Here is a 24,075-nt window from a genome sequence, read left to right on the forward strand (position 1 = left end):
AACTCCCTCGGGAGCAGGTGGGCGAGGTCTCCTCCCGGCGGGAAACGCAGGGCGTGGTCGACGGTCTGGAGGACCGCCGAGCCCTTGATCCATACCGATCGCGGGCCTGCCTAGCGGCCGATCTTGTCCAGCTCGGCGAGGTCCTCGCCGGAGAGCGGCAGGCCGGCGCCGGCGGCGTTCTCGCGCAGGTGCGCCACCGACGAGGTGCCGGGAATGAGCAGGATGTTCGGCGACCGGCGCAGCAACCAGGCCAGGGCGACGGACATCGGCGTCGCCTCCAGCCGGGCGGCCACCGCCGAGAGCGCCGAGGATTGCAAGGGGCTGAAGCCGCCGAGCGGGAAGAAGGGCACGTAGGCGATGCCCTCCCGGGCGAGCTCGTCGATCAGTTCGTCGTCGTGCCGGTGGGCGAGGTTGTACATGTTCTGCACGCACACGATCGGCGCGATGGTCCGCGCCTCGGCGACCTGTTCCGGCGTCGCGTTGCTCACGCCGAGGTGCCGGATCAGCCCCTGCCGCTGGAGTCCGGCGAGAGCCTCGTACGGTTCGGCGAGTGAGCCGGGCCGAGGTCCGCTGGCGTCGCCGAGCCGGAGGTTGACCAGGTCGAGCACCTCGAGACCGAGGGCTTCGAGGTTGTCGTGGACGGCGCGGCGCACGTCTTCCGGCCGCCGCGCCGGGGGCCAGCCGCCCTGCTCGTCGCGGGTCGCGCCGACCTTGGTCACGATGTGCAGCGCTTCGGGGTACGGGTGCAGCGCCTCGCGGATCAGCTGGTTGGTGACGCGCGGCCCGTAGGCGTCGCTGGTGTCGATATGGGTGATCCCGAGGTCGGCGACCTCGCGGAGGACGGCGAGTGCGCTGTCGCGGTCGGCCGGCGGACCCATCACCCCGGGACCGGCGAGCTGCATGGCACCGTAGCCGAACCGGGTGACGGTCAGGTCACCCAGGGCCCAGGTGCCGCCGGGAAGCGAAGCGGGGAACGTCGTCATGCCTCTGCCTTTCAAGGGTGAGCAAGAGTCTCTCGGAAACTTGCTCCAGTCTGGTCAGGTAACTCCCCATGGGGAAGCAGGCACTTCAAGGTGCGTAGGACACCCGCGGGTTCGCTTTCGTGGCGGCCATGTCCCGGCGTGACCGGGCCTCGGCGGCCCAGTGGGGCGCGTTCCACCGGTCGGCGATGACGGCGGCCCGGGCGAAGTGGTCGGCGGCCTCCTGATCGCGGCCGAGGAAGACGGCCAGCTCGCCGAGGGTGTGGGCGACCGGGCGCAGCGCCGCCGCCAGGCTCGTGACGCCCGCCGGGGGGCCGTCGCGGTGAGGGAGCAGCGCCGCGTAGATCTCCTCTGCGGCGGCGCGGTCGTCCAGGGCGATGACGGCCATCGCGCGGGCGGTGGTGAGGAAGGTGAAGAAGTAGTCGGGCCGGATCGGGTCCGATGCGCGCACCCGGCGGGCCTCGGCGGTCAGGCCGTTGGCGTGCAGGGCGAGGGCCAGCAGGTCGGCGGCGATCGGGCCGGTCGCCTCGTGGAGGGCGCGCGCCTCGTCCAGGTGCTCGCCGAGGGTGCCGTCGTTCACCCAGGTCGCGGCCAGCGCGAGGCCGAGGAAGCCGGGGGCGTGCAGCGATCCGGCGCGCCGCATGCCGCCGGCGGCCTCGGTGTAGAGCCGTTCCGCGTCGGCGAACCGGCCCTCGATGAGGGCCAGGGTCGCCAGCGTCACCTCGGCGACGCCGATCGCCTCGGGCATCCGGTAGGTACGCGCGAGGTCGAGGGCCTCGGCGGTCACCCGGCGCATGGTGGCCGGGTCGCCGGCCCCGGCGGCGACGGCGGCGTGGTTGAGCAGCCCGGTGACGCGGTAGACGGGCAGGTCGTGCTCGGTGCCGAGCGCGACCAGCTCGCGGCAGAGCTCGTCGCTGCCGGCCGATCCGGTGTGGCCGCGGGTCAGGATCCGGAGCGCCGCCGCCCGCAGGCGGGGCCCGGTGGCCAGGCCGAGCGCCTCGCGGGCCGCCGCCGTGACGGTGGGGTCGTCCTCGCCGGCCAGTTCCTCGGCGTAGGAGACGAGGAGGCGGCCGCGTACCTCCGCAGTGAGGTCGGTGCGTTCGAGCAGGCGGCTCAGCCGGTCCACGACGGGCCGGTCCACCGTGCCGTACGGGCGGGACTGCCAGGGCGTCGGCTCGGTCCAGGCGGTGAAGGCGGCGATCATCAGGTCGTCGCGTCCCAGGGACTCCGCGTACTCGACGGCCTGCCGGCGGGTCGTCCGGGCGGCGGCCACGGCGCCGGCCCGGATCTGCGCGCGGAGCAGCCTGCCGTGCAGGGCCACGCGTTCCTCCGGACTGGTCGAGTTGGCGACGGCGTCGGCGAGGAGATCGGCCGCGACGTCGTGGGCGTAGCGGGCCTCGGCCAGCTCGGCGGCCCGGACGCAGTAGCCGACGGCCTTGGGGGATCCGGCACGGGCGTAGTGGTGCGCGAGCGCCGTGATGTCGCCGGTGGGTTCCAGGGCGGCGGCGACGCGGGCGTGCATGCGGGCCGCCCGCAGGCGGCTGACGTCGGCCAGGAGGGTGTCGCGGACGAGGGCGTGGACGAACCGGACCCGTCCGGGCGCGGGCTCGCTCAGCAGTCCGGCGATCACGCCCGCGTCCAGCGCGTCCAGCACGCTGTCGGCGTCGCTGTCGGCGGCGTCGACCAGCATGTCCACCGAGCTTTCCCGGCCCGCGACCGCGGCCAGCCGCAGCACGGCCACGCCTTGCCCGGGCAGCCGTGCCAGGCGGCGCCGCAGCACGTCCCGTACGCCTTGCGGGACCTCCGAGAGGGCGACCAGCGCGCCTTCTCCGTTCAGCAGCCGCGCGCTCTCGCGCACGTAGAACGGGTTGCCACCGGTGCGCTCGGCGATGCCGGCGACGGTCTCGTCGTCGGCCTCGCACTCGTTCCGTACGAGCTGGGCCACGGCCACGTCGTCCAGGCCGGGCAGGTCGAGCCGCAGGGGTGCGGCGCGGGCGAGGGCGGCCAGCGTGTCGGTGAGATGGCCGCTCTCCTCCGCCCGGTAGGCCGCGACGACCAGGATGGGGGCCCGCGTGCCGAGGCCGCCGCCGAGCAGCTCCAGCGTGGCGGCGTCCGCCCAGTGCAGGTCGTCCAGCACGACGGCGACCGGGCGCTTCGCGGCGACCGCCGCGAGCCATCGCCACACGGCCCGGCGCAGGCGGAACCGGCCGGCGGTGGCGTCGGCGTCCACCGGCACGGTGTCGGTGAGCAGCGGCGCGAGGTCGTCCGCGTGCTCGCCCGGTGACGTGGCCGCGGCGACGGCTCCCAGCGCCTCGGTCCACGCCCACGCGGGCGGCGCGCCGGCGGCCTCGGGGCAGTGACCGGCGGCGACCAGCCATCCGGTACGTTCCAGCCGCCTGCCGAGGTGTTCCAGGAGCGTCGACTTGCCGAGCCCGGCCTCGCCGGTGACAAGGGCGACGCGGGCTCCGTCGGCGGCGGCCTGTTCGGCGGCCGTGACCAGCGCTGACAGCTCCGCCTCACGCCCGACGAACGACGCCTCGGCGACCGGGACCGTCCCGGGGAGGGTAACCGTCGGCGGAAGCGGGGCGGTCAACAGTGGCCGGGCAGTCAACAGTGGCGGAAGCATAGGCGGCGACGAAGGCGACTGGGGTGGCGGAAGCATCTGCGGTGACGAAGACATCTCCGGTGGCGATGGCGACTGCGGTGGCAGGGGTACGGTCGCGCGGAGGACGTCGGTGCGTCCGGTGAGGATGGCCTCCTCCAGTGCCGTCAGGTCCGGGCCGGGGTCGAGTCCGAGCTCCTCGGCGAACAGGCGGCGGGCGCGGCGGAGGGTGGCCAGGGCGTCGGCCTGGCGGCCGCTGCTCCACAGCGCCAGGGCGTGCAGCCGCCAGCCCTCCTCGCGCAGGGGCTCGCCGCGGGTGAGCCGCTCGGCCTCGGGCACCACCGTCGCGGGGTCGCCGGTCCGCAGGCCCGCCGCGACGTGCAGTTCGGCGGCGACCAGGCGCAGCTCGTCCAGCCTGGCCGTCTCGGCGGCGGCCCACGGCTCGTCGGCGACCTCGGCGAACGCCGGTCCCCGCCACAGCTCCAGCGCCTCGGCGAGCCGTGCCCGGGCGGCGCGCGGGTCGGTGACCGTACGGGCCTGGTCGAGCAGGTCCTCGAACCGCCACGCGTCCACCGAGTCCGGCGGCAGCCGCAGCGCGTAGCCGGGCGGCGCGCTCACCAGCAGCCGGGCCGGCGCGCGCGGCGGGCGCCCCGGCTCCAGCAGCCGGCGCAGGTTGGACACGTACGCCTGCAAGGACATCAGCGCCCGCGCGGGCGGCTCCCCGCGCCACAGGTCCTCGATCATCCGGTCGACCGGCACGACCTGCCCGCGCGCCGCCACCAGCAGCGCCAGCACGCCCCGCTGCCGCGGCCCGCCGGGGTGGACGGGCTCACCGTTCACCTCGGCGGCGAACTCGCCCAGCACCCGAATGAACACCATGATCCGTACATCGTACGAGGAGGCTTCCAAACCGGCTCCAAGCACCCTCCAAACACCCGGGAGCAGCCTGGACGCGTCGGCACGTCAAAGGAGAAGAACCATGTCGCTGAAGAACGTCAACACCGTCCTGGCCGCCGCCGGTGCCCTGTTCATCCTCTACATCGGGGTGTCCTACGTCCTGACCCCCGAGACGTCCGCCCCGACCTTCGGCCTGCCGGACTGGCCTTCGGGCGACGGCGGCGGCTTCCTGATCCTGAAGGGCATCCGCGACATCGGGTCGGGCCTGGTCCTGGGCGTCCTGCTGGTGACGGGCCAGCGCCGGGCCCTGGGCTGGGTCCTGCTGACGATGGCCGTCATCCCGTTCGGCGACATGGCCAACGTGCTGGCCCACCACGGCTCGGTGGCCGCCGCGTTCGGCATCCACGGCCTGACCTCGGCGCTGGTGGCCGTCACCGGCCTGCTGATGCTCCGCGAGACGGGCAAGGCGGGCCGGCCCGCCTGACGCCCGCGAGCCCCGGAGGGCTCACCCGTCGCCGAACCGGTCGCGGACCGCGCGGAAGGCGGCCTCGGTGCCGGAGAGCGCCCGGGCCACCATCTCGTCGGTGTGCGACACGCTGACGAACCAGTTGTGCCTCGGGTGGATGTAGACGCCGTTGTCGAGGGCGACGCGGGAGAAGTGCATCATCCGTTCGAAGTCCTGATCGGCCAGGAACCGGAAGTAGGGCATCTGCGCGGGCCCGGTGTAGGAGATGGCGAGGTCGTGGGCCTTGGCCTGCTCCACGATGCCGCTTCTGAGCAGTTCGCCCGCGCGTTCCATCCTGGCGATGCCGTCCTCGTCGCGGATGGCGTTGATCGTGGCGATGGCGGCGGCCATGGGCACCGCCGCGAACCAGTAGGTGCCCGTGCTGAAGATGCTGGTGGCGGCGTCCCGGAGGGTTTCGACGCCGAGGACCGCCGAGACGGTGTAGCCGTTGCTGACCGCCTTTCCCCAGGCGCTGAGGTCAGGCTGGATCCCCAGGGACTCCCAGCTGCCGCCGAAGTTCAGCCGGAATCCGCAGCGGACGTCGTCCAGGATGAGCACCGCGTTCCTGGAGTCGCACACCTGGCGGAGTTCGCGGGCGAACGCCGGGTCGGCCAGTTCCTGGTCTTCGCCGTCGTTGTGCTTGAAGGGGGTGACGATGATGCCGGCCAGGTCGTCGCCCGCCTCGTCCACGGCGGCCCGCAGGCTCGCGTGGTCGTTGTACTCGAAGTACCGCAGGGCGGCGCGGTCCGACGGGAGCACCCCGGCCAGTCCGGGGGTGCACCAGGGGGCGGCTCCGTGGTAGCTGCCCCGGGCGACCAGGATGACGGATCTGCCGGTGGCGGCCCGGGCGATGGTCAGGCAGGTGGTCGTCGCGTCGGTGCCGTTCTTGGCCAGGTAGGCCCAGTCGGCGTGGTCGACGACGTCCACCAGCAGTTCGGCCAGTTCCACCATTCTGGCCGAGGGGGCGTTCTGGCAGTCGGCCCGCCGCCGCTGGGCCGCGGCGGCGGCTTCGACCCCGGCGTGCTGGTAGCCCAGGACGATGGGCCCGTATCCGCAGAGCAGGTCGACGAACTCACGGCCGTCGACGTCGCGGATCAGGGCCCCTTCGCCGTGGGAGAGGTACTGCGGGAAGTTCTCCGGGAACAGGCCCGCCCGCTGATGTCCGTACATCCCGCCTGGAATGACCCGGCGCGCCCGTTCGCGGAGCGCGGCGTCCGAAGTCCCAGCCATGATCACACTCGTCCTTTCAGAGGTCACACGAGAAGCAGGTCAGCAAGCCCCCTGAAGGGGGAGAACGGGACGATCCTCCTTACGCTCGGGCGGCTCGGACCTGGGAGTAGATGGCCGTGGCGGCCAGCGCCATGAGGCCGAGCATCCAGTACTGCCATGCCTGCGACAGGCCGAGGAACACGGTGGTGTTCTGGATGACCTGCAGGAGTACGACGCCGAACAGGACGCCGATGAAGCTGCCCCGGCCGCCGAAGATGGAGGCTCCGCCGAGGACGACGGCGGTGATGCTGGCCATCGTGTAGCTGACGCCGGCGGTGGGGTCGCCCACGCCGATCTGCGCCATCAGCAGCAGGGCGCCGAGCATGGTGAGCAGCGCGCTGGCGACGTAGACGACGAGGTGGACGCGGGTCACCGGGATTCCCCGGTTGCGCGCGGCGTGCTCCGACGAGCCGGCGCCCCGCAGGCGCAGGCCCATCATCGAACGCCGGGACATCACTTCCAGCGCGATGAGGACGGCCGCGCCGACGATGACCGCGTAGGGGATCGGGCCGATGCGCGCCCCGAGCGCCTCGGTGACGGTGCTGGAGATCGATCCGCCGGGCGAGTCGCGCATGACCAGGGAGAATCCCTGGAGCGCGGTGTAGGTGACCAAGGTGGCGACCACCGGTGTCACCCTCGCGTATCTGACCATCATCCCGTTGCCCAGTCCCACGGCGGCCGCCGCGAGGAACATCAGCACGAATCCGAGGATCCACCACCCGGCTCCGTACCCGTCGAGGACGTAGAACGAGGCGATGACCACGAGGGTCCCGCTCAGGGGGCCGACCGACAGGTCGATTCCTCCGGTGAGCATGACGATGAGCTGTCCGGCGGCGAGGAAGAGCACGGGCGCCGCCAGGCCGAGCATGCTGGCGATGTTGAACTCGGACAGGAAGCGCTCGCTCCTGGTGGCGCTCACCAGGGCCAGCAGGACGATCGCGGCCGCCAGGAACAGGCTGGGCGCCTGCTCGCTGGAGAGCAGGCGGCGGAACCTGTCGAGCGGGCCCTTGCGCCGGGCCGGTCCGGCGGCCTCCTCGCTCTGGGCCGAGGTCGCCGCCGTGAGGGACGCCTCGGTGATGGCGTGCTCGGAGATCTCGTCGCCGGTCAGTTCGCGGACGACCCGCCCTCGGGAGAACACGAGCACGCGGTCGCACAGCCCGGCGAGTTCGACGTTGTCGGAGCTGAGCACGACCACCGGTGTCCCCGACTCGGCGGTGGACCGGAGCCGGTGGTAGATGTCGGACCGTACGCCGACGTCGATCCCCTGGGTGGGTTCGTCGCACAGCAGCACTTTGGGGTCCGACAGCAGGGAGCGGCCGAGCACCACCTTCTGCTGGTTCCCGCCCGACAGGTGCTCCACGGCGGAGTCGGGCGAGGCCACCTTGATGCCGAGCTGGCGGATCTCCTCGGCCACCAGGGCGTTCTCGGCCGATCCCTTGACGACCCCGGCTGAGGCGGTCTGGTTCGTGGCGGCGACGCCGAGGTTCTCCTTGACCGACAGGACGGTCGCGACGCCTTCGACGTGCCGTTCCTGGGGCATGAGGACCACGCCGGCCCGGCGGGCGCGGCGGGGGCTGCCGAGTTCCACGGGCCGGCCGGCGACGGTGACGCGGCCGCCGGTGACGGGGTCGGCTCCGCCGAGCGCGCGGATGAACTCGCGCTGGCCGTTGCCTTCCACGCCGGCCAGGCCGAGGACCTCGTTGCGGGCGAGGGTGGTGGTGATCCCGCGGAGCCGGTCCGAGCGCAGATCGCGTACTTCCATGACGACGTCGCCGACGGAGGAGGGCCGCGGCGGGAACAGCGCGTCGATCTCCCGGCCCGCGATGCGGGTGATGATCTCCTCCTCGGTCACCTCCGAGGCGAGGAAGGTGCCGCGGATCTGGCCGTCGCGCAGCACGGTGAGACGGTCGGACAGGGCCATCACGTCGGGCAGCCGGTGGCTGATGTAGACGACGGCCATGCCGCCGGCGGCGGCCTTGCGTACCTGCTCGAACAGCCTGTCGATCTCGGCCACCATGAACGGCTCGGTGGGCTCGTCGAGGATCAGGACGCTGGGCTCGCAGGCCAGGGCCCCGCAGATCTCCAGCGCCTGCTTCTCGGCCAGGGTCAACCGGCCGGCCACGGCGGCCGGGTCGATGTCCATGCCCATGGGGAGCAGCCGTTCCCTGGCCCAGTCCTGAGCGTCGCCGAACGACGGCCGCAGCCGCTTGGGCACGCTCAGCAGGAGGTTCTCGGTGACGGTGAGGTCGGGGAGAAGCGCCGGGTGCTGGAAGGCGATGGCCAGGCCCTGCTCCCGGGCGGCGATCGGGGACAGGTGCCGCATCGGCTCGCCCGCGATCTCGATGGTGCCCGCGTCGGGTGCCAGCGCTCCGGACGCCACCGCCATGAGGGTGGACTTCCCGGCGCCGTTACCTCCCACCAGGGCGTGTATCTCGCCGGGGCGCACCTCGAAGTCGACCGCGTCGAGTGCGACGACGCCGGGGAAGCGTTTGGTCACCCCGCGGAGGACCAGTCCGGCTGTCGAATCGACCATGTGAAGGATCACTCCTCACTCGGCTCATCGCTTCCGCCGGGCGGGTGCCCGGCGGAAGGCGACAAGTGATCAGCTGTAGGCCTGCTTGAGCTGCTCCGGCGTGAGCTCGGAGGACAGGACAGCGCTGGCGGGAAGGTCGGGGTCACACTTCGGGGGCTTCGTCTCGTCGAGCGTGTCCTCGAAGATCGGGATGTTGATGATCTCCGGCTCGTCGTTCTCGATCCCCTGGTGCGCGGCGACGGCCTTGCGCAGCGCGAGACGGATGATCCAGGTACGCGCCGACACGGTCACGGTCTGGAAGGTCGGGTGCTTGTCGGCGTTCTCCTCCCAGGCGCAGGCGAAGCCGTTGTTGTCGTTGGCGGTCCACTTCGGCAGCGGCCGGCCGGCCTGGAGGAAGGCGCGGATGCCGCCCAGGGAGGCGTCGCCCGAGTCGGTGATCACGCCGTCGATGGTCGGGTACTTGGTGAGCAGCCCGGCGACGACCTTCTGCATCTGGGCGGGGTTCCAGTTGGTGTCGACCGGCTTGCCCGGCTCGTTCAGCAGCTTGACGTTCCCGCAGGCGGAGTTCTCCTTGAGCTCCTTCTCGATGCCGATCATCTCGGTGATGCTCTGCGTGTTGCCCGGGGTGCCGCCGAGGAAGACGACGTTGCCGCCCTTCTCGCCGAGGGCGTCGCACATCCAGCGGGTCCAGGTGACGCCGTCGTTGACCGTGTTGTGGCCGACGAACGTGGTGTAGTCCACGCCCGGCTTGCCGCCGGGGTTCGCCGTCCAGGGCACCACTTGCACGCCGGCCTTGTACGCCTCACGCAGGGTCGGCAGCAGCGCCTCGCCGGCGTCGGGGAAGACCACGAGGGCTTCGACGCCCTGGGCGACCAGGGCCTTGATGTCGCTGATCGCCTTCTGCGGGTTGTTCTGGCCGTCGGCGTAGGGCAGAACGGTGATGTTGGGGCACTTGGCGGCCTCGTCCTCGAACTCGGCGCGGGCCGTCTTGCGGAAGGCGTTGTCGCCGGTGCCGTCCGCGAGCGCGACCTTGACCGGCTTGGTGCCGCAGAAGTCGGACATGGGGCGGAGCTGGGAGACGTCGCCGATCTTGGCCGCGTTGTCGTAGACGGCCTCGACGCCGCCCTCGGTGGCGTTGTCCGCGGCGCCCGGCCCGCCGGCGCAGGCCGACACGCCGAGGGCGAGGGCCAGGACGGCGGCCGAGCCGCGGGCCCGGAAGCGGGCTCTGGTGGAGGTCATGGGGTTCTCCTGTCTGGGGGACACTGGTGAGGGGTGCCTGGTCGGCTAGCGCGATGGCAGCGTGGAGGCGGGGTCGGGGGCGCGGGTGGTCAGCCGCGCGCGGACGGCGCTCCACGGCACGCCGCGGGCCACCACGCTCAGCGCGAGTACGGCGGCCTGGACGAGGAGCTGGGTGGCGGTGGAGGCGCCGGCGGCGAGCACCACCTGGTCCAGCTGGGTGAGGAAGAGCGCGGCGACGGCGGTGGCGGCCAGGTTGGTGATGCCGCCGGACAGCAGGCTTCCGCCGAGGACGACGGCCGCGATGGTGGGGAGCAGGTAGGTGTTGCCGAGCAGGATGTCCGGCGTGCGCAGGTAGCCGGCGAGCAGGACTCCGGCCAGCGAGTAGCAGATGCCCGCCGCCACGTACGCGCCCATCTCGTAGGAGCCGGTGGGCAGGCCGAGCAGCCGGGCCGCGGGCCGTCCGGCGCCGACGGCGATGAAGCGCCGGCCGAGCACCGTGTGGCGGATGATCCAGTGCGCGAGCCCGACCACGACGACCGCGACCAGCAGCAGGTTCGGGATGCCGGCGACCGATCCGACGGCGAACGCGCTGAGGGCGGCGCTGGCGGAGGCGGGGAAGCCGCTGGAGACCTGCAGGACCACGCCGATGAGGATGGAGTTGACCGCCAGGGACGCCACGAACGCCGCGATGGACAGCCGGACCACGGCGAAACCGATGATCAGCCCGCCCAGCGCGCCCGCGACCAGGGCGAGCCCGACGGCCGCCCAGACGGGGACTCCGGACGCGGCGGGGAGTTTGGTGGCGAGCACCGCGGCCAGCGCCATCCCGCCGGGCACCGACAGGTCGATGCCGCCGTGGGCGACGACGAGGGTCTGACCGAGCGCGGCGATCGCCATCACCGCCGCGAACGGCAGCATGGACAGCACCGCGGATCCGGACAGGCTGCCGGGCGAGATGAGCGGGCTGGCGGCGAAGAGCAGCAGCGTGATCAGCCAGATGGAGGAGAAGCGACCGGCCCTGAGGCGACGCAGATCGATCAGTCCACCAGGTCCGGCGCGCTTGGCCGGCGGCGAGGTCGTACGCCGAGACATTTACGAGTACCTCTCTGGAAATCTGCAGGGACCGCGGGTCCGTGCTCAGATGGCGGTGTAGCCGCCGTCTACGGCCACGTCCGCGCCGGTCACGAAGCTGGCGGCGGAGCTCAGCAGGAAGGTGACCACCTTGGCCACCTCGTGGGGGTCCGCCAGGCGGGCGATCGGGTGGCCGGCGATGAGCCGCTGCCGTGCGGAGTCGGGATCGGGCTGGGAGCCGAGGTAGGTGGCCAGCTGCTCGGTGGCGACCGATCCGGGGCTGACGACGTTGCAGCGGATCCCGGCGGCGGCGTAGTCGACGGCGATCTGGCGCGACAGCTGCAGCACCGCTCCCTTGGAGGCGCAGTAGGCGGCCTGGCCGGGCAGGCCGACCGTGCCGGAGATCGAGGAGAGGTTGACGATCGACCCGGGGGTCCCCTGGGCGAGCATCGCGGCCACCGCGTGCTTGGACAGCAGGAAGGTGCCGGTCGCGTTGACCGTCATGACCCGGTTCCACTCGTCGAGGGTGGTCTCGACCAGGGGTTTGGCCACGATCGTGGCGGCGCAGTTGACCAGGCCGTCGAGGCGTCCCCACCGGTCGGTGGCGATCTTGAAGGCTTCGGCGACGGCGTCCTCGTCGGTGACGTCCAGCCCGTGTGCCAGCGCGTCGTGTCCGCTGGAACGGAGTTCGGCGGCGAGCCGTTCCACGGGTTCGACGCGTTGATCCGTCAGGAGAACGGACGCGCCGGCCGCCGCGCACTCGCGCGCTGTGGCGGCGCCGATGCCGCCTCCGGCACCGCTGACGATCACTACTTCTGGCACAACTCAGCCCCTCTCCCACGGAATGTCCGATTCGTCGGGTCACCATTGCATGCAGCGTGCAGCATGTCAACGACTTGACGTGCTGCATGCTGCATGCCACTCTGCCGGGTATTCACTCACCACCGGACCCGAGGGATGGCACGTTGACCGGCTCACCTACCGCAAGCGGCGTCCAGGTCGGGGTCGCTCAGATCAGCGTCGACCGGACAGACGTGGCCGCCAACGTCGAGCGGGTCATCGAGACCCTGCGGGCCGGCGCGGCGGGCGGGCACCAGCTCGTGGTCTTCCCCGAGTGCGTGCTGACCGGCTACCTGTTCGACTCCCGCGCCGAGACGCGCGCCGCCGCGATCGGCGCCGCCGACCCCAGGATCGGCCGCATCGTGCGCGCCTGCGCGGAGACCTCCGTGCACGCGGTGGTGGGCCTGCTGGAGGAGGCGGACGGGCGGGTCTACAACTCGGCCCTGGTGCTCGGACCCTCCGGGATCATCGGCCGCTACCGCAAGCAGCACCTGCCCTACCTCGGCGCGGACCGGTTCGTCGACCCGGGCGCCGACGCCGCGCCCCGGGTGGCCGACACCCCCTTCGGCCGGGTCGGCGTGATGATCTGCTTCGACCTGCGCTTCCCCGAATCGGCCCGCGAGCTCGCGCTCCAGGGCGCCGACCTCATCGCGATGCCCACCAACTGGCCCATGGGGTCGGACATGCTCGCCGACCACATGACGCGGGTGCGCGCGCTGGAGAACCTCGTCTATCTCGCGGTCGCCGACCGCGCCGACGCCGAGGCCGGCACCCGCTTCATGGGCAGAAGCCAGATCATCGCCCCCTCCGGAGAGGTGCTGGCCGACGCGGGCCAGGACGAAGGGCTGTTCGGGGCGTCGATCGACGTCCGGGCCGCCCGTACGAAACGGCTGATCAAGAAGCCGGGCGAGTTCGAGCTGCCGGTGTTCGCCGGGCGCCGCCCCGAGATGTACGGCGAGCTCACCCGCCCGATGGCCTCGGGCCAGTAACCGGATCGAACAGGAAGGCCGACATCACCATGTGTGGACCAGCGCTCATCAGCGAAGCGACCAGGAACAAGATCGCGGCTTACTGTGCGGAGTTCCGCGAGGTCACCCGCAGCCCCTTCGGTCCCGACGACGAGATCGGCATGCTCAACCTGATCACCCCCGAGGCGTCGCGTGAGGTGCTGAGCCGGGCGGACGGCGGCAGCGTCATCGACCTGTCGGTGGACTACTTCGTCGGCATGCCCTCGTGGACGAAGGCCGGCGACCCGAACTTCCAGCAGTGGATGACGCACACCCCCGCCGGCACGGTCCTCGACGACATCACCGGAGTGGGCCGCGAGCAGAACGAGCTGGTCTCCTACTCGGGCGACGCCATCTCGATGTACACCCACTGCGGGACGCACATCGACACCCTGAACCACTTCGGCTACAACGGCAGGATCTGGAACGGGTTCTCCGCCGAGGAGCACATCAGCTCCCGGCACTGGACCAAGTGCGGCGCGGAGAAGATCCCCCCGATCATCGCCCGCGGGGTGCTGTTCGACATCGCCGCCCTGTACGACACCGACATCCTGCCCGACAACCACGGGATCGGCGCGGACGACCTGCGCGAGGCCATGCGCCGGCAGAACGTCGAGTTCCGGCCGGGCGACGTGGCGCTGATCCGCACCGGCCGGATGCGCGCCTGGCCCGCGATCGACGCCTACATCGACAACAGCCCAGGGCTGAACCTGGAAGGGGCCGAGTTCCTCGCCCGGATGGGCGCCTCCGTCATCGGCGGCGACACCCTCGCCCTGGAGCAGATGCCCGGCGCGGACGAGGAGAACTGGCAGGTCGTCCACACCTATCTCCTGGGGGAGGCGGGCGTCCCCATCATGGAGGTCGTCGACTGCGAGCAGATCTCGGCCGAACGGCTCTACGAGTTCGCCTTCGTCGCCGCCGCCATGAAGCTGCGCGGCGCGACCGGCGCCCCGATGCGCCCGCTCGCGATGCCGCTGCGCCCGTGACCCTGCCGGCCCCCTTCTCCCGAACCAGCCAGACCCCCGGAGGTCCCCATGCCCGCCCGACCGACTGAGTCGGCCATCGACCGGAGCCGTACGTCCTACGGCGACGACGGTTTCAGCACCTACCTACGGCGTGCTTTCCTGGCCTCCAGCGGGTACGACGACGAGGCGCTCGACCGGCCGATCATCGGCATCGCGGTGACCAAGTCCGACTACAACACCTGCCATCGCGACATGCCGGCCCTGCTGGAGGCCGTCAGACGCGGCGTCCTGGAGGCCGGCGGCCTGCCCATGGACTTCCCGACCATCTCTCTCGGGGAGATCCTCACCTCCCCGACGACGATGCTGTTCCGCAACCTGCTCGCGATGGACACCGAGGAGATGATCCGCGCCCTGCCGATGGACGCCGCGGTCCTCCTCGGCGGGTGCGACAAGACGGTGCCGGCCCAGCTCATGGCCGCCGCCTCCTCCGACAAGCCGGTCCTGCTCGAAGTGGTCGGGCCGATGATGACCGGCAGCTGGCAGGGCGAGCGGCTCGGAGCCTGCACCGACTGCCGCCGCTTCTGGGGCAGGCACCGGGGCGGCGAGCTCGACGAGTCCGAGATCACCGGCGTCCGCAACGAACTCGTGTCGACCGCGGGCACGTGCGCGGTCATGGGCACCGCGTCCACCATGGCCTGCCTCACCGAGACCCTCGGCATGATGCTGCCCGGCGGCGCCACCCCTCCGGCCGCCACCGGCGCCCGCCTGCGGCACGGCGCCGAGACCGGCCGCCGGGCCGTCGAACTGGCCCGGTCGGGAGGCCCCGTCCCGCGCGAGATCCTCACCCCGGCCGCCTTCCGCAACGCCGTCCGGGTGCTCTCGGCGATGAGCGGATCGACGAACGCGCTGGTCCACCTGATCGCCGTCGCGCGGCGGGCCGGAGTGGACCTCACGCTCAAGGACTTCGACGTGATCGGCGCCGACGTGCCGTTCCTGGTCGACTGCAAGCCCGCCGGATCGGGATACCTGGAGGACTTCCACCGGTCGGGCGGCCTGCCGGCCCTGCTCAAGGTCCTCGAACCGCTGCTCGAACGGGAGACCGTCGGCGTCTCCGGCAAGCCGCTCGGCTCGCTGATCGACGAGAGCCCGGCGCGCGAGGACTGGCAGACGACGATCCGCCCGCTGGAGGACCCGCTCGGCGCGGCGGGCAGCCTGGCGGTGCTCCAGGGCACGCTCGCGCCGAGGGGAGCGGTCATCAAGTCGGCGGCCGCGAGCCCGCACCTGATGAACCACACCGGGCCGGCCCTGGTCATCGACTCGGCGCAGGACGCCCAGCGGATCCTGGACGACCCGGACCTGGACGTCACCCCGGACCACGTCCTGGTGCTGCGCAACGCGGGGCCGATCGCGGCGGGCATGCCCGAGGCGGGCGCCCTGCCCATCCCCGCCAAGCTGGCCCAGGCCGGGATCAGGGACATGGTGCGGGTCTCCGACGCGCGGATGAGCGGCACCTCCTACGGCACCGTGGTGCTGCACTGCGACCCGGAGAGCGCCGCCGGAGGACCGATCGCGCTCGTCCGCGACGGCGACCTCATCAGGCTGGACGTCGCGGCGCGGCGGCTCGACCTCCTCGTGGACGAGGACGAGCTGGAGCGCCGGCGCGCGGACTTCGTCCCGCCCGAGCTGCCCGCACGGGGGTGGCGCAGGCTGTACGCGCAGACGGTCCTGCCGGCCAGCGAGGGAGCGGACCTGTCGTTCCTCTGACCGGCGGCGTTGCATGCCGCATGCCACATCTTCGTCCTGAGTGATATCGTCTCGGCCGACCACGGCGTTCTGGCGCTGCGCGGACCGACTGACCGGGAGCCATGTCCATATGGAGCAGATCTCGACGGACCAGACGTCGCTGGCGGCCCAGACCTTCGAAGCGGTCCGCCGGGCCATCGTCACGGGTGAGCTGGCACCTGGCACGCTGCACTCCGTCGTGGAGATCGCCGCCCAGCTGGGGGTCTCGCGGACGCCCGTCCGTGAGGCCCTGCTGCAGCTCGCCACGCACGGCGTGGTCCGGTTCGAGCGGAGCCGGGGGGTGCGGATCCTCCAGATAGACACGCGCGACATCGAAGAGATCTACACGCTGCGCTACCTGCTCGAAGTCCCCTCGGCCTACCGCGCCGCGACCATGATGACCGACGACCAGATGGCGTCCTTCTCCAAGGCGCTCGAGCGGATGCGGCTGGCCTGCGAGAGCGGGGACGAGCGGCTGTTCCAGGAAGAGGACGTGGCCTTCCACGAGATGATCCTGGAGGCCGCGGGCAACACGCGGGTGACCCAGTCCGTCGCGACGATGCGGGCGCAGATGGCCGCGCGCGGCCTGTCCACGACCAAGACGCGGACTCTGTGGGACATCTGGCGGGTTCACGAGCGCATTCTCGAGGCTATCCAGGCCCGGGACGAGCAGGGGGCGGCCCAGGCCATGCGTGATCACCTCCTGGGGACGACGCGGCTGCTGCTGACCCAGTCGACCGGCGACCCGGAGGCCGGCGCCCGCTACGCCCCGCCCGTGCTTCCCGTCTTCACCGACGACTGAGCCCGCCGCTAACTGAGCAGACCTCGCCGGTAACCCTCGCCGACGGCGGCGGCGCGGTCGCGGACGCCGAGTTTGTCGTAGATGTGCAGCAGGTGGGTCTTGATGCTCGCCTCGCTGATGAAGAGCTTGGCGGCCGCCTGGCGATTGGAGGCGCCGTCGGCGACGAGGGCGAGGACCTGAAGTTCGCGGTCGGAAAGGGCGGCCTTGACCGGTCTGCGCACCTGGCCCATCAGACGGCCCGCGACGGAGGGCGACAGGACCGGCTCGCCGGCGGCCGTGGCGCGGACCGCGCGCAGAAGCTCGTCGGTGGGGGCGTCCTTGAGGAGATAGCCGGTGGCGCCGGCTTCGATGGCGGGCAGGACGTCGGAGTCGCCGTCGAAGGTCGTCAGGACCAGGGTCTTGATGTGCGGGTGGGAACGGCGCAGGGCGGTGATGGCGGTGACGCCGTCCATCTCGGGCATGCGCAGGTCCATGAGGACGATGTCGACCCCGAGCGCGGCGGCGCGGTCGATGCCTTCGCGGCCGTTGGCGGCCTCGCCGGCGACCTCGATGTCGGGCTCGGCTTCGAAGGCGGCGCGCAGGCCGTCGCGGACGATGGGGTGGTCGTCGACGATGAGAAGGCGGATCACAGCACGTTTCCTTGGAGCGCGGGGACGGTGGCGCTGACGGCGGTGCCCTCGCCGGGCGTGCTCTCGATCTCGAGGGAGCCGCCGACGCCGCGCAGGCGCTGACGCATGCTGCTGAGACCGAATCCTCTGCTGCCGGGGTCGTGGATGCCGGTGCCGTCATCGCGGATGTCGAGCAGGACGACCGGGCCGGTGTAGGAGAGGGTGAGGCCGGCGCGGGTGGCGCCCGCGTGTTTGGCCACGTTGGCGAGGGCTTCCTGGGCGACGCGGAAGAGGGTGACCTCGATGGCGGGGCTGAGGGGGACGCGGTCGCCGGTCACCTCGACGTGCAGGTCGACGCCGGTGGTCTGGGTCCAGTTGCGGGCCAGGGTCGTCATGGCCTCGGGGAGGTGGGCTTCCTCGAGCTGGCGGGGCTGGAGGGCGGCGACGGAGCGGCGGGCCTCGGTGAGGCTGTCCTGGGCGAGGTCGAGCGCGAGTTCGAGGTGGGTGTCGGAGTCCTTGACGCGCTGGGCGGCGCGCAGCTGGGTGATGATGCCGGTCAGTCCTTGGGCGAGGGTGTCGTGGATCTCGCGTGCCATGCGCTGGCGTTCGTCGAGGATGCCGGCCTGGTGGGCCTGGGTGAGGAGCTGGGCGTGCAGGTCGGCGTTCTCCTCCAGGGCGGTCTGAAGGTCGCTGACTGCTTTGCGGTATTTGCGCTGCCGGTCCTCGATCCTGATGCCGAGGATGTGGCCGCCGCCGATGGCGACGGTCTGCACGGCGATGATCGCCACGTGGAAGGCGATGAGCTGGACGGTGGCCTGGGTCCAGTCGAGCGTCGAACCGTACAGGACGACGGAGGTGGCGGCGACGGCGGCGAAGGTCCACTTGGAGGGGGCGAAGTTGGCCGCCAGGAAGAAGCCGGAGATGCAGTAGATGACGAAGATGGGGTCGTGGAAGGCCAGCAGCGCGGCCGTGGACAGGACGCCGGCGAAGTGAACGGTGACGGCCACCCTCCGTCCGCGCACGGCGGCGGGAAGGAGGGTGCGGACGCCGAGAATCCAGGCGAGGGCCAGGGCGGTGAGCGCGAAGGTGCGGGGGATCCCGCCTTCGGGCTGGTCGGGTGAGGCCAGGCTGATGACGAGGGAAACACCGAGGGTGACGTAGGGGATGACCTCGACGGCGCGCTCGAAGCGCCGCTCCCAGGTGGAGGGCGGGAAGGGGTCGTTCATCCGGGGCGATGCCCTCCTCTCGGGCACGGGTGCGGCTCAGCTGCTGGTGACCGACGAGGACGAGCTTAGGCGCATGGGGATGAGGATGGCGTAGCCGTACATGAGCAGCCCCAGGGCGATCATGAAGATGATCACGGGCCATTGCCAGATCGGCGGGAGGTGCAGGGCCAGGAACCATACGGGGTTGTCGATGCCGAAGATCTTCATGACCATGGGCACGAGTCCCTGGGGGAACAGGGGGAGCCAGCCGAAGGTGTAGCAGATCATGACACCGATGCGGTGCTGGATGGGGAGGTCCGCGGTGGTGGGTTTGTCGGCCTGGGGCGCCGGGCCGTGCTTCATGAGGTTGAGCAGGTCGATCCCGTGGTTCTCAAGTCTGCGGTAGGCGATCCTGCCGAGTCCCCAGGCGCCGAGGGCTCCGGTCAGCACACCGGTGGCGACGCCGGCCCAGGGGTTGAGGAGGATGGCGCCGGCCGCGGGAAGGGCGGTCGCGGGGACCGCGCAGAGCACGAGCCAGGCCAGGCTGGTCTCGGCGGTTTCGTCGGCGCCGGTGCTGAGCGGGTTGCCGCCGCGCTTGTGCGGGTCGGTGCCGGGGACGAGCGAGGTGACGGCGAGCAGGACGATGATCCCGGCGCCGCCGCCGAGGAGGGCGGGAAGCAGGCCGAGCACCCACGGCCAGGCCCACGTCTCGCCGCTGACGAGGGTTCCGGCCAGGGAGAGGGCGACGGCGGCCGGGCCGACGATGAGCAGCCAGGCCAGCTGGCGGCCGCGTACGTCGGCGCGTTCCGCGCCGGGGGTCATGAGGGTGAGCCACAGGGCCGTCCCGTCGGCGCCGTAGAGGTTGGCCGAGGACGCGGCCGCCATCACGATCGCGATGAGCCCCGCGAAGGGGACCATGACCCAGACGTCGATGGTGATGAGCAGGAGAGGGGTGACGATGGCGTAGGAGAAGGCGGTGGCGAGGAGCTGGATGCGGACGAGGTCGCGCCACCAGGCGCGCAGCTCCTTGGCGGCGACGGCGCGGGCGCCGCCGGTGGCCGGGAAGGGGCGGGGCGTGCCGCGGCGGGGCGGCACACCGCCGCGTGCGGCCGAGACGACGCGCCGCGACAGCAGGCCCGCCCAGGCGGCCAGGAGGAGGGCGATCACGCCCGCGTTGGCGACCAGGATGGCGATGGCGAGGGGCCAGGGGGCCTCGATGGCGGCCACGCCCCATCCGGAGGGCAGGACGCGGACGAACACCTCGGACCAGGCGTCGGTGTCGGTGACGCCCATGGCTACGACGGGTGCCCAGCCGTTGCTGCACAGGGCGATGGCGGTGCCGGTCACGATGCCGACGGCGGCCGCGGTGGCACGGGATCTGACGAACAGGCCGATGAGCGCCACGATGACGCGGGAGATCATCACCATCGTGACGAGCGTGGTGACGGCCGCCACCAGGCCGATGAGCACTCCGGCCGGGCCGAAGCGCCACCCGTACACGGGCAGCGACAGCAGGGCGATGAGATTGACCGCGGGCGCGGGGCCCGCGAAAGCGCCGGCGAGCAGGGCGGCGGCGATCCGGCCCGGCTTGGCCGGGAGCATGGAGAAGTATTCGGGGCGCAGGGCCTCGTTGCCGCCCCCGATGAAGATGGGGCCGAAGATCCAGCCGGAGAGCCACACGGCCAGGGTGAGGGGCAGGTAGGCGGGCCACAGCACGGCGACGGCGATCGTTCCGAGGGCCAGGAGCAGCCCGAACGAGACGCCGGCGTACAGGTTGGTGGCGTCGTCGCCGCGCAGGGAGTTGCGCATGAGTGCCAGCCGCATGCGGATCATGTGCTGCGCCATGGCGGCCGGGCCGGGGGTCAGGAGGTGAGCCATGCCAGCCCCTCCGTTCCTCCGGTGCGGGCGCCGACGAGGCCGACGAAGGCGTCTTCCAGGGTCGCGGCGCCGCGCACGTCGGCCAGCGGCCCGGCGGCGACGACCCGGCCGTCGGAGATGACGCCCACGTGGTCGCAGATCTGCTCGACGAGAGCCATCACGTGGCTGGAGATGATCACTGAGCCGCCGTTGCCCGCGAACCTGCGCAGAATGGTCCTGATCGTGGCCGCGGAGATGGGGTCGACGGCCTCGAAGGGCTCGTCCAGGACGAGCAGGCGGGGGGCGTGCAGGAGGGCCACGGCCAGGCCGATCTTCTTGCGCATGCCGGTCGAGTACTCGATGATCAGCGTCCGCTCGGCGGAGTCCAGTTCGAGGACCTGGAGGAGTTCGTCGGTGCGCTCGGCGACCACGGCGGGGGGCAGGCCGCGCAGCAGGCCGAGGTAGGTGAGGGCTTCGCGGCCGGTGAGCCGTTCCGGCATGGCGTTCCCGTCGGGCAGCACGCCGATCAGCGCCTTGGCCTGGACGGTGTCACGCCAGACGTTCACGCCGAAGATCTCGGCGCTGCCGGCGTCGGGACGGAGCAGGCCGACGGCCATGGCCAGGGTGGTGGTCTTGCCCGCGCCGTTGGGGCCGACCAGGCCGTAGAAGGAGCCGGCCGGGACGGTGAGGTCGATGTCGTCGACCGCCACGTGGTCGCCGAAGACTTTGCGGAGTCCGGCGGTGCGGAGTGCGGGCTCCTGGTGTGTTGGCATGCATTGAGAATCGCGCGGCGGCCGGGGCGACGGATCGTCCGGGCGGGAAGCGAGATGGTGGATTCCGGCATCAACCGATCGGTTGATGCCGGGACCCCGTCCTACGTCGCCGTCCGCTCCTGGTCGACGGGCTCCGGCGGTGACGGTTCGGTGTGGCACGCGCCGGAGGTGAAACGGCGGGCGGGGTCGTAGGAGAAGGTGCCGAGCAGGTGCTCCCAGACCAGGGTGAACAGCCCCAAGTTGACGTCGCCGACACCGGCCTCTTTGAGGTGGTGGAAGCGGTGGCCCTCGTTGAGGGCGAGTTGGAGGGCGGCGTGCGCGTGCGGTTCGGTGGTTCCGACGTCGCCGGTGAAGGCCAGCCGGCCCGGCTCCAGCGTGGCCGTCCTCTGCCAAGTGCCGGTCATCGGACGAGGGAGTCCCGGAGGAACCCGGCGATCTCCGCCCGTGCGGCCTTGGCCTGCGGCACCACGCCCGGCATGCTGAGGAACGCGTGTGTCGCCCCGGGATGTTCGGTGAGCCGCACGGGTGTCCCAGCGGCTCGCAGTCTTTCGGCGTAAGCGCGGCCGTGATCGGCCAGTGGGTCAAGGGTCGGCACCACCACGAGCGCTGGGGCCAGTCCGCCCAGATCATCGGCGTACAGCGGCGACAGCGCACGAGGATCGGTTCCCGGCGGAACGGCGAACCGGTGGAGCAACCGCAGTTGCGGCAGGCTGAGGGTCGGGCTGTGGGCATGCCGGGTGATCGAGGCGTGGTCGAACATGGTCGAGGTCAGGTCGACAGCGGGGTTGACCAGCACTTGCGCCCTCAGGACCAGCCCGGACTCCCGGGCCCGGATCGCGGCCAGGGCGGCGACCATCGCGCCGGTGCTCTCCCCGAAGACGACGGTCCGCGCCGGGTCGACCCCCCATCGGGCGGCGTGCTCCACCACGTGCCGGAGCACGTCCCAGCCGTCGTCGACGGCTGCCGCCAGCGGTGTCCGCGGGTCGAGGAGGCGATGCTCGACCGAGACGACGATCGCGGGCAGGCGCGCGGCAAGGTGACTGTTCACCCAGTCGCACTGCGCCGCCGTGCCCACGAACCCGCCTCCGTGCACGTGGAGCACCAGGGGCAGGTCGGCCCGGTCGGCGCCCACCGGCCGGTAGATCCGGACCGGGACGTCACGGCCGGGCAGCGCCACCTCCTGCCACCGGATGCCGGCACCACGGTCGGGAAAGCCGGTGATCACCCGTGCCAGGCGGGATGCCCGCTTGCGGTTCTCCGCCTCGCGGTAGGCGACCAGTTCCTCGTCCGTGATGGCCGGCCAGTCCGGCTCCCTCCCCAGCGCACGCAGCAACCGGATGCCCAGCGGCGGCCGCTCCGTATCGGTGATCTCGCTCAATGTCAGCTCCTTGGTGTTTCGCTACCTGAAGTATCGATACTAATGGTAGCGCAAATGGCTATCCTGGGAGCCATGACCGCCAGACCGCCCGGTCGCCCACGCTCCGGCGTCCACGCCGTGGTCTTCGCCGCCACGCTGAGCACCGTCCACGAACTCGGCTACGCGCGGGCCACCGTCGACCGCATCGCCGCCGCGGCCGGCATCGCCAAGACGACGATCTACCGTCGCTGGCCGACCAAGGGCGCGCTGATCGTGGACTGCCTCCTTGACGCGTTCGGCCCGATTCCGCTCGAAGGCGCCGGTCGCGCCGAGCTCATGTCCTCGGCCATCCGCTGGATCGCGGCGAAGATCGCCGAACCCGGGGTGGGCGACGCGTTCGCCGGCGTGTTCAGCGACGCCGTCAGCGATCCGGCCCTGCGCGCAATCCTGTCCACACGACTGCAGGACCCCTACCGGATCGCCCTCCAAGAGGCGCTCGGCGAGCCGGAGAACCGGGTCCTGTTCTTCATCGACGTCGTCGTCGGAACCCTGCTCCACAGGATGGGCATGACCGGCGAGCCGATGGCCGACGACGACGTCACCACACTGACCGAGCTGGTCCTGCCGCACTTCACCGGATCGCCTCCCTGAGCGATGGACGGGGCGACGCCACGGGCGGCCGGAGCGGCTGCGCACCGGTGAGAGCGGCCATGCCCTCGTCACTTGGAAGCGTCTCGCCGGTTGCCGACAATGGGCGCATGCCTGCTCCACACCGCGGCGGATCCGGCGATCGGACGGTCGAATGACGCGCTCTTCCGCCAGCCCCCAGAACCCGCCGCGGGGCGTGCCTGCGCGGGCGATCGACCAGCGCCAGCTCGACCAGGACATGTTGCGCCTACAGCGCGCGGCCGCGGCCAGCCACCAGCGCGGGCAGTTGGCTGAGGCGCTGCGCGCGGTGATGGCGGCCGCCATGGCGGCCGGAGGGGTGGTCACCACGCTGACGGGGATCGGCCGTACCCCTGTGGCGATCGTCGGATTCCTGTGGTTTCTCATTTCCGTCATCCCGCTGCGGCTGGTGGTGGCCTCGCTTGCCAACCAGGGGGCGTTGCTGCAGGAGATGTTCGACACCGCCCTGTTCCACCTGCCCTGGCGCGGCGCGGTCGCCGGCGAGCCGATCGCGGATCCCGACGTCTCGCGCCTGGCCCGCAAGCTCAAACCGGGCAGCACGAAGGATCGGCGGGTCACCGATGGCTGGTACGACCCCACGGATCGCGTGCACCATCCGTATGACGTGTTGATCGCCCAGGAGCAGAACCTCGCCTGGGACGCGCGGCTGCGCCGCCGCTACGGCCGCCTCGTGCTCGCGGCGGCGATCGTGTGGTGCGTCATCGGCGTCCTGGCCGGGATCGTCGCCGGGGTCACGATGACGGACGTGGTCGTCAGCTATTTCGTCCCCTCCCTGGCCGCTTACCAACTGGCCCTGGAAACCTGGTACAGCCAGGAACGCCTGGCCACCGAGCGCGAGCGGCTGCTCAAGCTCGTCACCGCGGAGCTGCGGAAAGCACGTCCCGGGAAGATCGACGAGGCCGAATGGCGGAGGCTGCGTGAACTGGCCCGCGACATCCAGGACGGGATCCTGCGCACCCGGCAGGACATCAGCCGCGTCCCCGAGTGGTTCTACCGGCACTACCGCGGCAACGACGAACGGGACTTCGCGGATACGGCCGAAGGACATCGGCGCCGCCTGGCCGAACCGGCGAGCCCTTAGCGGGGGATCATCGGC

20 protein-coding genes are annotated in these 24,075 nt (G+C 71.7%); 7 read left to right on the forward strand and 13 right to left on the reverse strand.

Annotated elements, in window-relative coordinates; translation table 11 throughout:
* Window positions 1-110 precede the first annotated feature (110 nt).
* Together AB0K05_RS37680 and AB0K05_RS37685 are read right to left on the reverse strand one after the other, a co-directional pair.
* A complete protein-coding gene (locus tag AB0K05_RS37680) occupies window positions 111-983 on the reverse strand; it encodes an aldo/keto reductase family oxidoreductase (RefSeq protein WP_271276740.1) in 873 nt (290 codons plus the stop codon).
* An 85-nt stretch (window positions 984-1,068) separates the two neighbouring features.
* Window positions 1,069-4,461 carry a BTAD domain-containing putative transcriptional regulator gene (locus AB0K05_RS37685; RefSeq protein ID WP_271276741.1) on the reverse strand — a complete coding sequence of 1,131 codons (3,393 nt, stop codon included), beginning with the start codon at window positions 4,459-4,461 and terminating at the stop codon, window positions 1,069-1,071.
* A 100-nt stretch (window positions 4,462-4,561) separates the two neighbouring features.
* Between AB0K05_RS37685 and AB0K05_RS37690 the strand changes: the two genes are divergently transcribed.
* Window positions 4,562-4,963: a DUF4267 domain-containing protein gene (locus AB0K05_RS37690; RefSeq protein WP_148031747.1), complete on the forward strand. Its 402-nt coding sequence runs from the start codon at window positions 4,562-4,564 to the stop codon at window positions 4,961-4,963.
* Between the two features lie 21 nt (window positions 4,964-4,984).
* Here AB0K05_RS37690 and AB0K05_RS37695 read toward each other — a convergent pair whose 3' ends face one another.
* The 5 genes from AB0K05_RS37695 to AB0K05_RS37715 all read right to left on the reverse strand — a co-directional run bounded on the left by AB0K05_RS37695 (window position 4,985) and on the right by AB0K05_RS37715 (window position 11,918).
* Window positions 4,985-6,214, reverse strand: coding sequence for an aminotransferase class III-fold pyridoxal phosphate-dependent enzyme (locus tag AB0K05_RS37695; RefSeq protein ID WP_271276742.1), 1,230 nt, complete (start codon window positions 6,212-6,214; stop codon window positions 4,985-4,987).
* A gap of 79 nt (window positions 6,215-6,293) precedes the next feature.
* On the reverse strand, window positions 6,294-8,786 hold the full coding sequence (locus AB0K05_RS37700) for an ATP-binding cassette domain-containing protein (protein WP_271276743.1): 2,493 nt from the start codon (window positions 8,784-8,786) through the stop codon (window positions 6,294-6,296).
* Between the two features lie 69 nt (window positions 8,787-8,855).
* A complete protein-coding gene (locus AB0K05_RS37705; protein ID WP_271276744.1) occupies window positions 8,856-10,025 on the reverse strand; it encodes a substrate-binding domain-containing protein in 1,170 nt (389 codons plus the stop codon).
* Between the two features lie 45 nt (window positions 10,026-10,070).
* Window positions 10,071-11,117, reverse strand: coding sequence for an ABC transporter permease (locus AB0K05_RS37710; RefSeq protein WP_148031743.1), 1,047 nt, complete (start codon window positions 11,115-11,117; stop codon window positions 10,071-10,073).
* Window positions 11,118-11,162: 45 nt separating this feature from the next.
* On the reverse strand, window positions 11,163-11,918 hold the full coding sequence (locus AB0K05_RS37715; RefSeq protein ID WP_271276745.1) for an SDR family oxidoreductase: 756 nt from the start codon (window positions 11,916-11,918) through the stop codon (window positions 11,163-11,165).
* Between the two features lie 143 nt (window positions 11,919-12,061).
* On the opposite strand from AB0K05_RS37715, the gene AB0K05_RS37720 reads away from it, so the two are divergent.
* The 4 genes from AB0K05_RS37720 to AB0K05_RS37735 all read left to right on the forward strand — a co-directional run bounded on the left by AB0K05_RS37720 (window position 12,062) and on the right by AB0K05_RS37735 (window position 16,492).
* Window positions 12,062-12,925 (forward strand): carbon-nitrogen hydrolase family protein, encoded by an 864-nt coding sequence (locus tag AB0K05_RS37720; protein WP_271276746.1) that lies wholly within the window; start codon window positions 12,062-12,064, stop codon window positions 12,923-12,925.
* A 29-nt stretch (window positions 12,926-12,954) separates the two neighbouring features.
* On the forward strand, window positions 12,955-13,929 hold the full coding sequence (locus AB0K05_RS37725) for a cyclase family protein (protein WP_271276747.1): 975 nt from the start codon (window positions 12,955-12,957) through the stop codon (window positions 13,927-13,929).
* A gap of 48 nt (window positions 13,930-13,977) precedes the next feature.
* Window positions 13,978-15,672, forward strand: a complete 1,695-nt coding sequence (locus AB0K05_RS37730) for a dihydroxy-acid dehydratase (RefSeq protein WP_148031739.1) — start codon at window positions 13,978-13,980, stop codon at window positions 15,670-15,672.
* A gap of 109 nt (window positions 15,673-15,781) precedes the next feature.
* Window positions 15,782-16,492 carry a GntR family transcriptional regulator gene (locus tag AB0K05_RS37735; protein ID WP_364235791.1) on the forward strand — a complete coding sequence of 237 codons (711 nt, stop codon included), beginning with the start codon at window positions 15,782-15,784 and terminating at the stop codon, window positions 16,490-16,492.
* Between the two features lie 8 nt (window positions 16,493-16,500).
* Here AB0K05_RS37735 and AB0K05_RS37740 read toward each other — a convergent pair whose 3' ends face one another.
* The 6 genes from AB0K05_RS37740 to AB0K05_RS37765 form a co-directional block, all read right to left on the reverse strand.
* On the reverse strand, window positions 16,501-17,121 hold the full coding sequence (locus tag AB0K05_RS37740) for a response regulator transcription factor (protein WP_148031737.1): 621 nt from the start codon (window positions 17,119-17,121) through the stop codon (window positions 16,501-16,503).
* Complete coding sequence (locus AB0K05_RS37745) at window positions 17,118-18,326, reverse strand: sensor histidine kinase (RefSeq protein ID WP_364235794.1); 1,209 nt, start codon at window positions 18,324-18,326, stop codon at window positions 17,118-17,120. Before AB0K05_RS37745 ends, AB0K05_RS37740 begins: the two co-directional genes overlap by 4 nt.
* Window positions 18,327-18,362: 36 nt before the next feature.
* Window positions 18,363-20,183, reverse strand: a complete 1,821-nt coding sequence (locus AB0K05_RS37750) for a hypothetical protein (protein ID WP_364235796.1) — start codon at window positions 20,181-20,183, stop codon at window positions 18,363-18,365.
* The gene (locus AB0K05_RS37755; RefSeq protein ID WP_364235798.1) at window positions 20,168-20,935 is read right to left on the reverse strand and encodes an ABC transporter ATP-binding protein; all 768 of its coding nucleotides are present in this window, start codon (window positions 20,933-20,935) and stop codon (window positions 20,168-20,170) included. Before AB0K05_RS37755 ends, AB0K05_RS37750 begins: the two co-directional genes overlap by 16 nt.
* Window positions 20,936-21,036: 101 nt before the next feature.
* Entirely contained in the window at window positions 21,037-21,339 is a 303-nt protein-coding gene (locus AB0K05_RS37760; RefSeq protein WP_271276751.1) for a hypothetical protein, read from the reverse strand.
* Window positions 21,336-22,313 (reverse strand): alpha/beta hydrolase, encoded by a 978-nt coding sequence (locus AB0K05_RS37765; RefSeq protein WP_271276752.1) that lies wholly within the window; start codon window positions 22,311-22,313, stop codon window positions 21,336-21,338. Before AB0K05_RS37765 ends, AB0K05_RS37760 begins: the two co-directional genes overlap by 4 nt.
* A gap of 72 nt (window positions 22,314-22,385) precedes the next feature.
* On the opposite strand from AB0K05_RS37765, the gene AB0K05_RS37770 reads away from it, so the two are divergent.
* Together AB0K05_RS37770 and AB0K05_RS37775 are read left to right on the forward strand one after the other, a co-directional pair.
* Window positions 22,386-22,943 (forward strand): TetR/AcrR family transcriptional regulator, encoded by a 558-nt coding sequence (locus tag AB0K05_RS37770; RefSeq protein ID WP_222708951.1) that lies wholly within the window; start codon window positions 22,386-22,388, stop codon window positions 22,941-22,943.
* A gap of 151 nt (window positions 22,944-23,094) precedes the next feature.
* Window positions 23,095-24,060, forward strand: a complete 966-nt coding sequence (locus AB0K05_RS37775; protein ID WP_364235801.1) for an S-4TM family putative pore-forming effector — start codon at window positions 23,095-23,097, stop codon at window positions 24,058-24,060.
* The last annotated feature ends 15 nt before the right edge of the window (window positions 24,061-24,075 follow it).

It is taken from the genome of Nonomuraea sp. NPDC049486 (assembly GCF_040676925.1).
In the GTDB taxonomy this organism is placed as follows: domain Bacteria; phylum Actinomycetota; class Actinomycetes; order Streptosporangiales; family Streptosporangiaceae; genus Nonomuraea; species Nonomuraea ferruginea.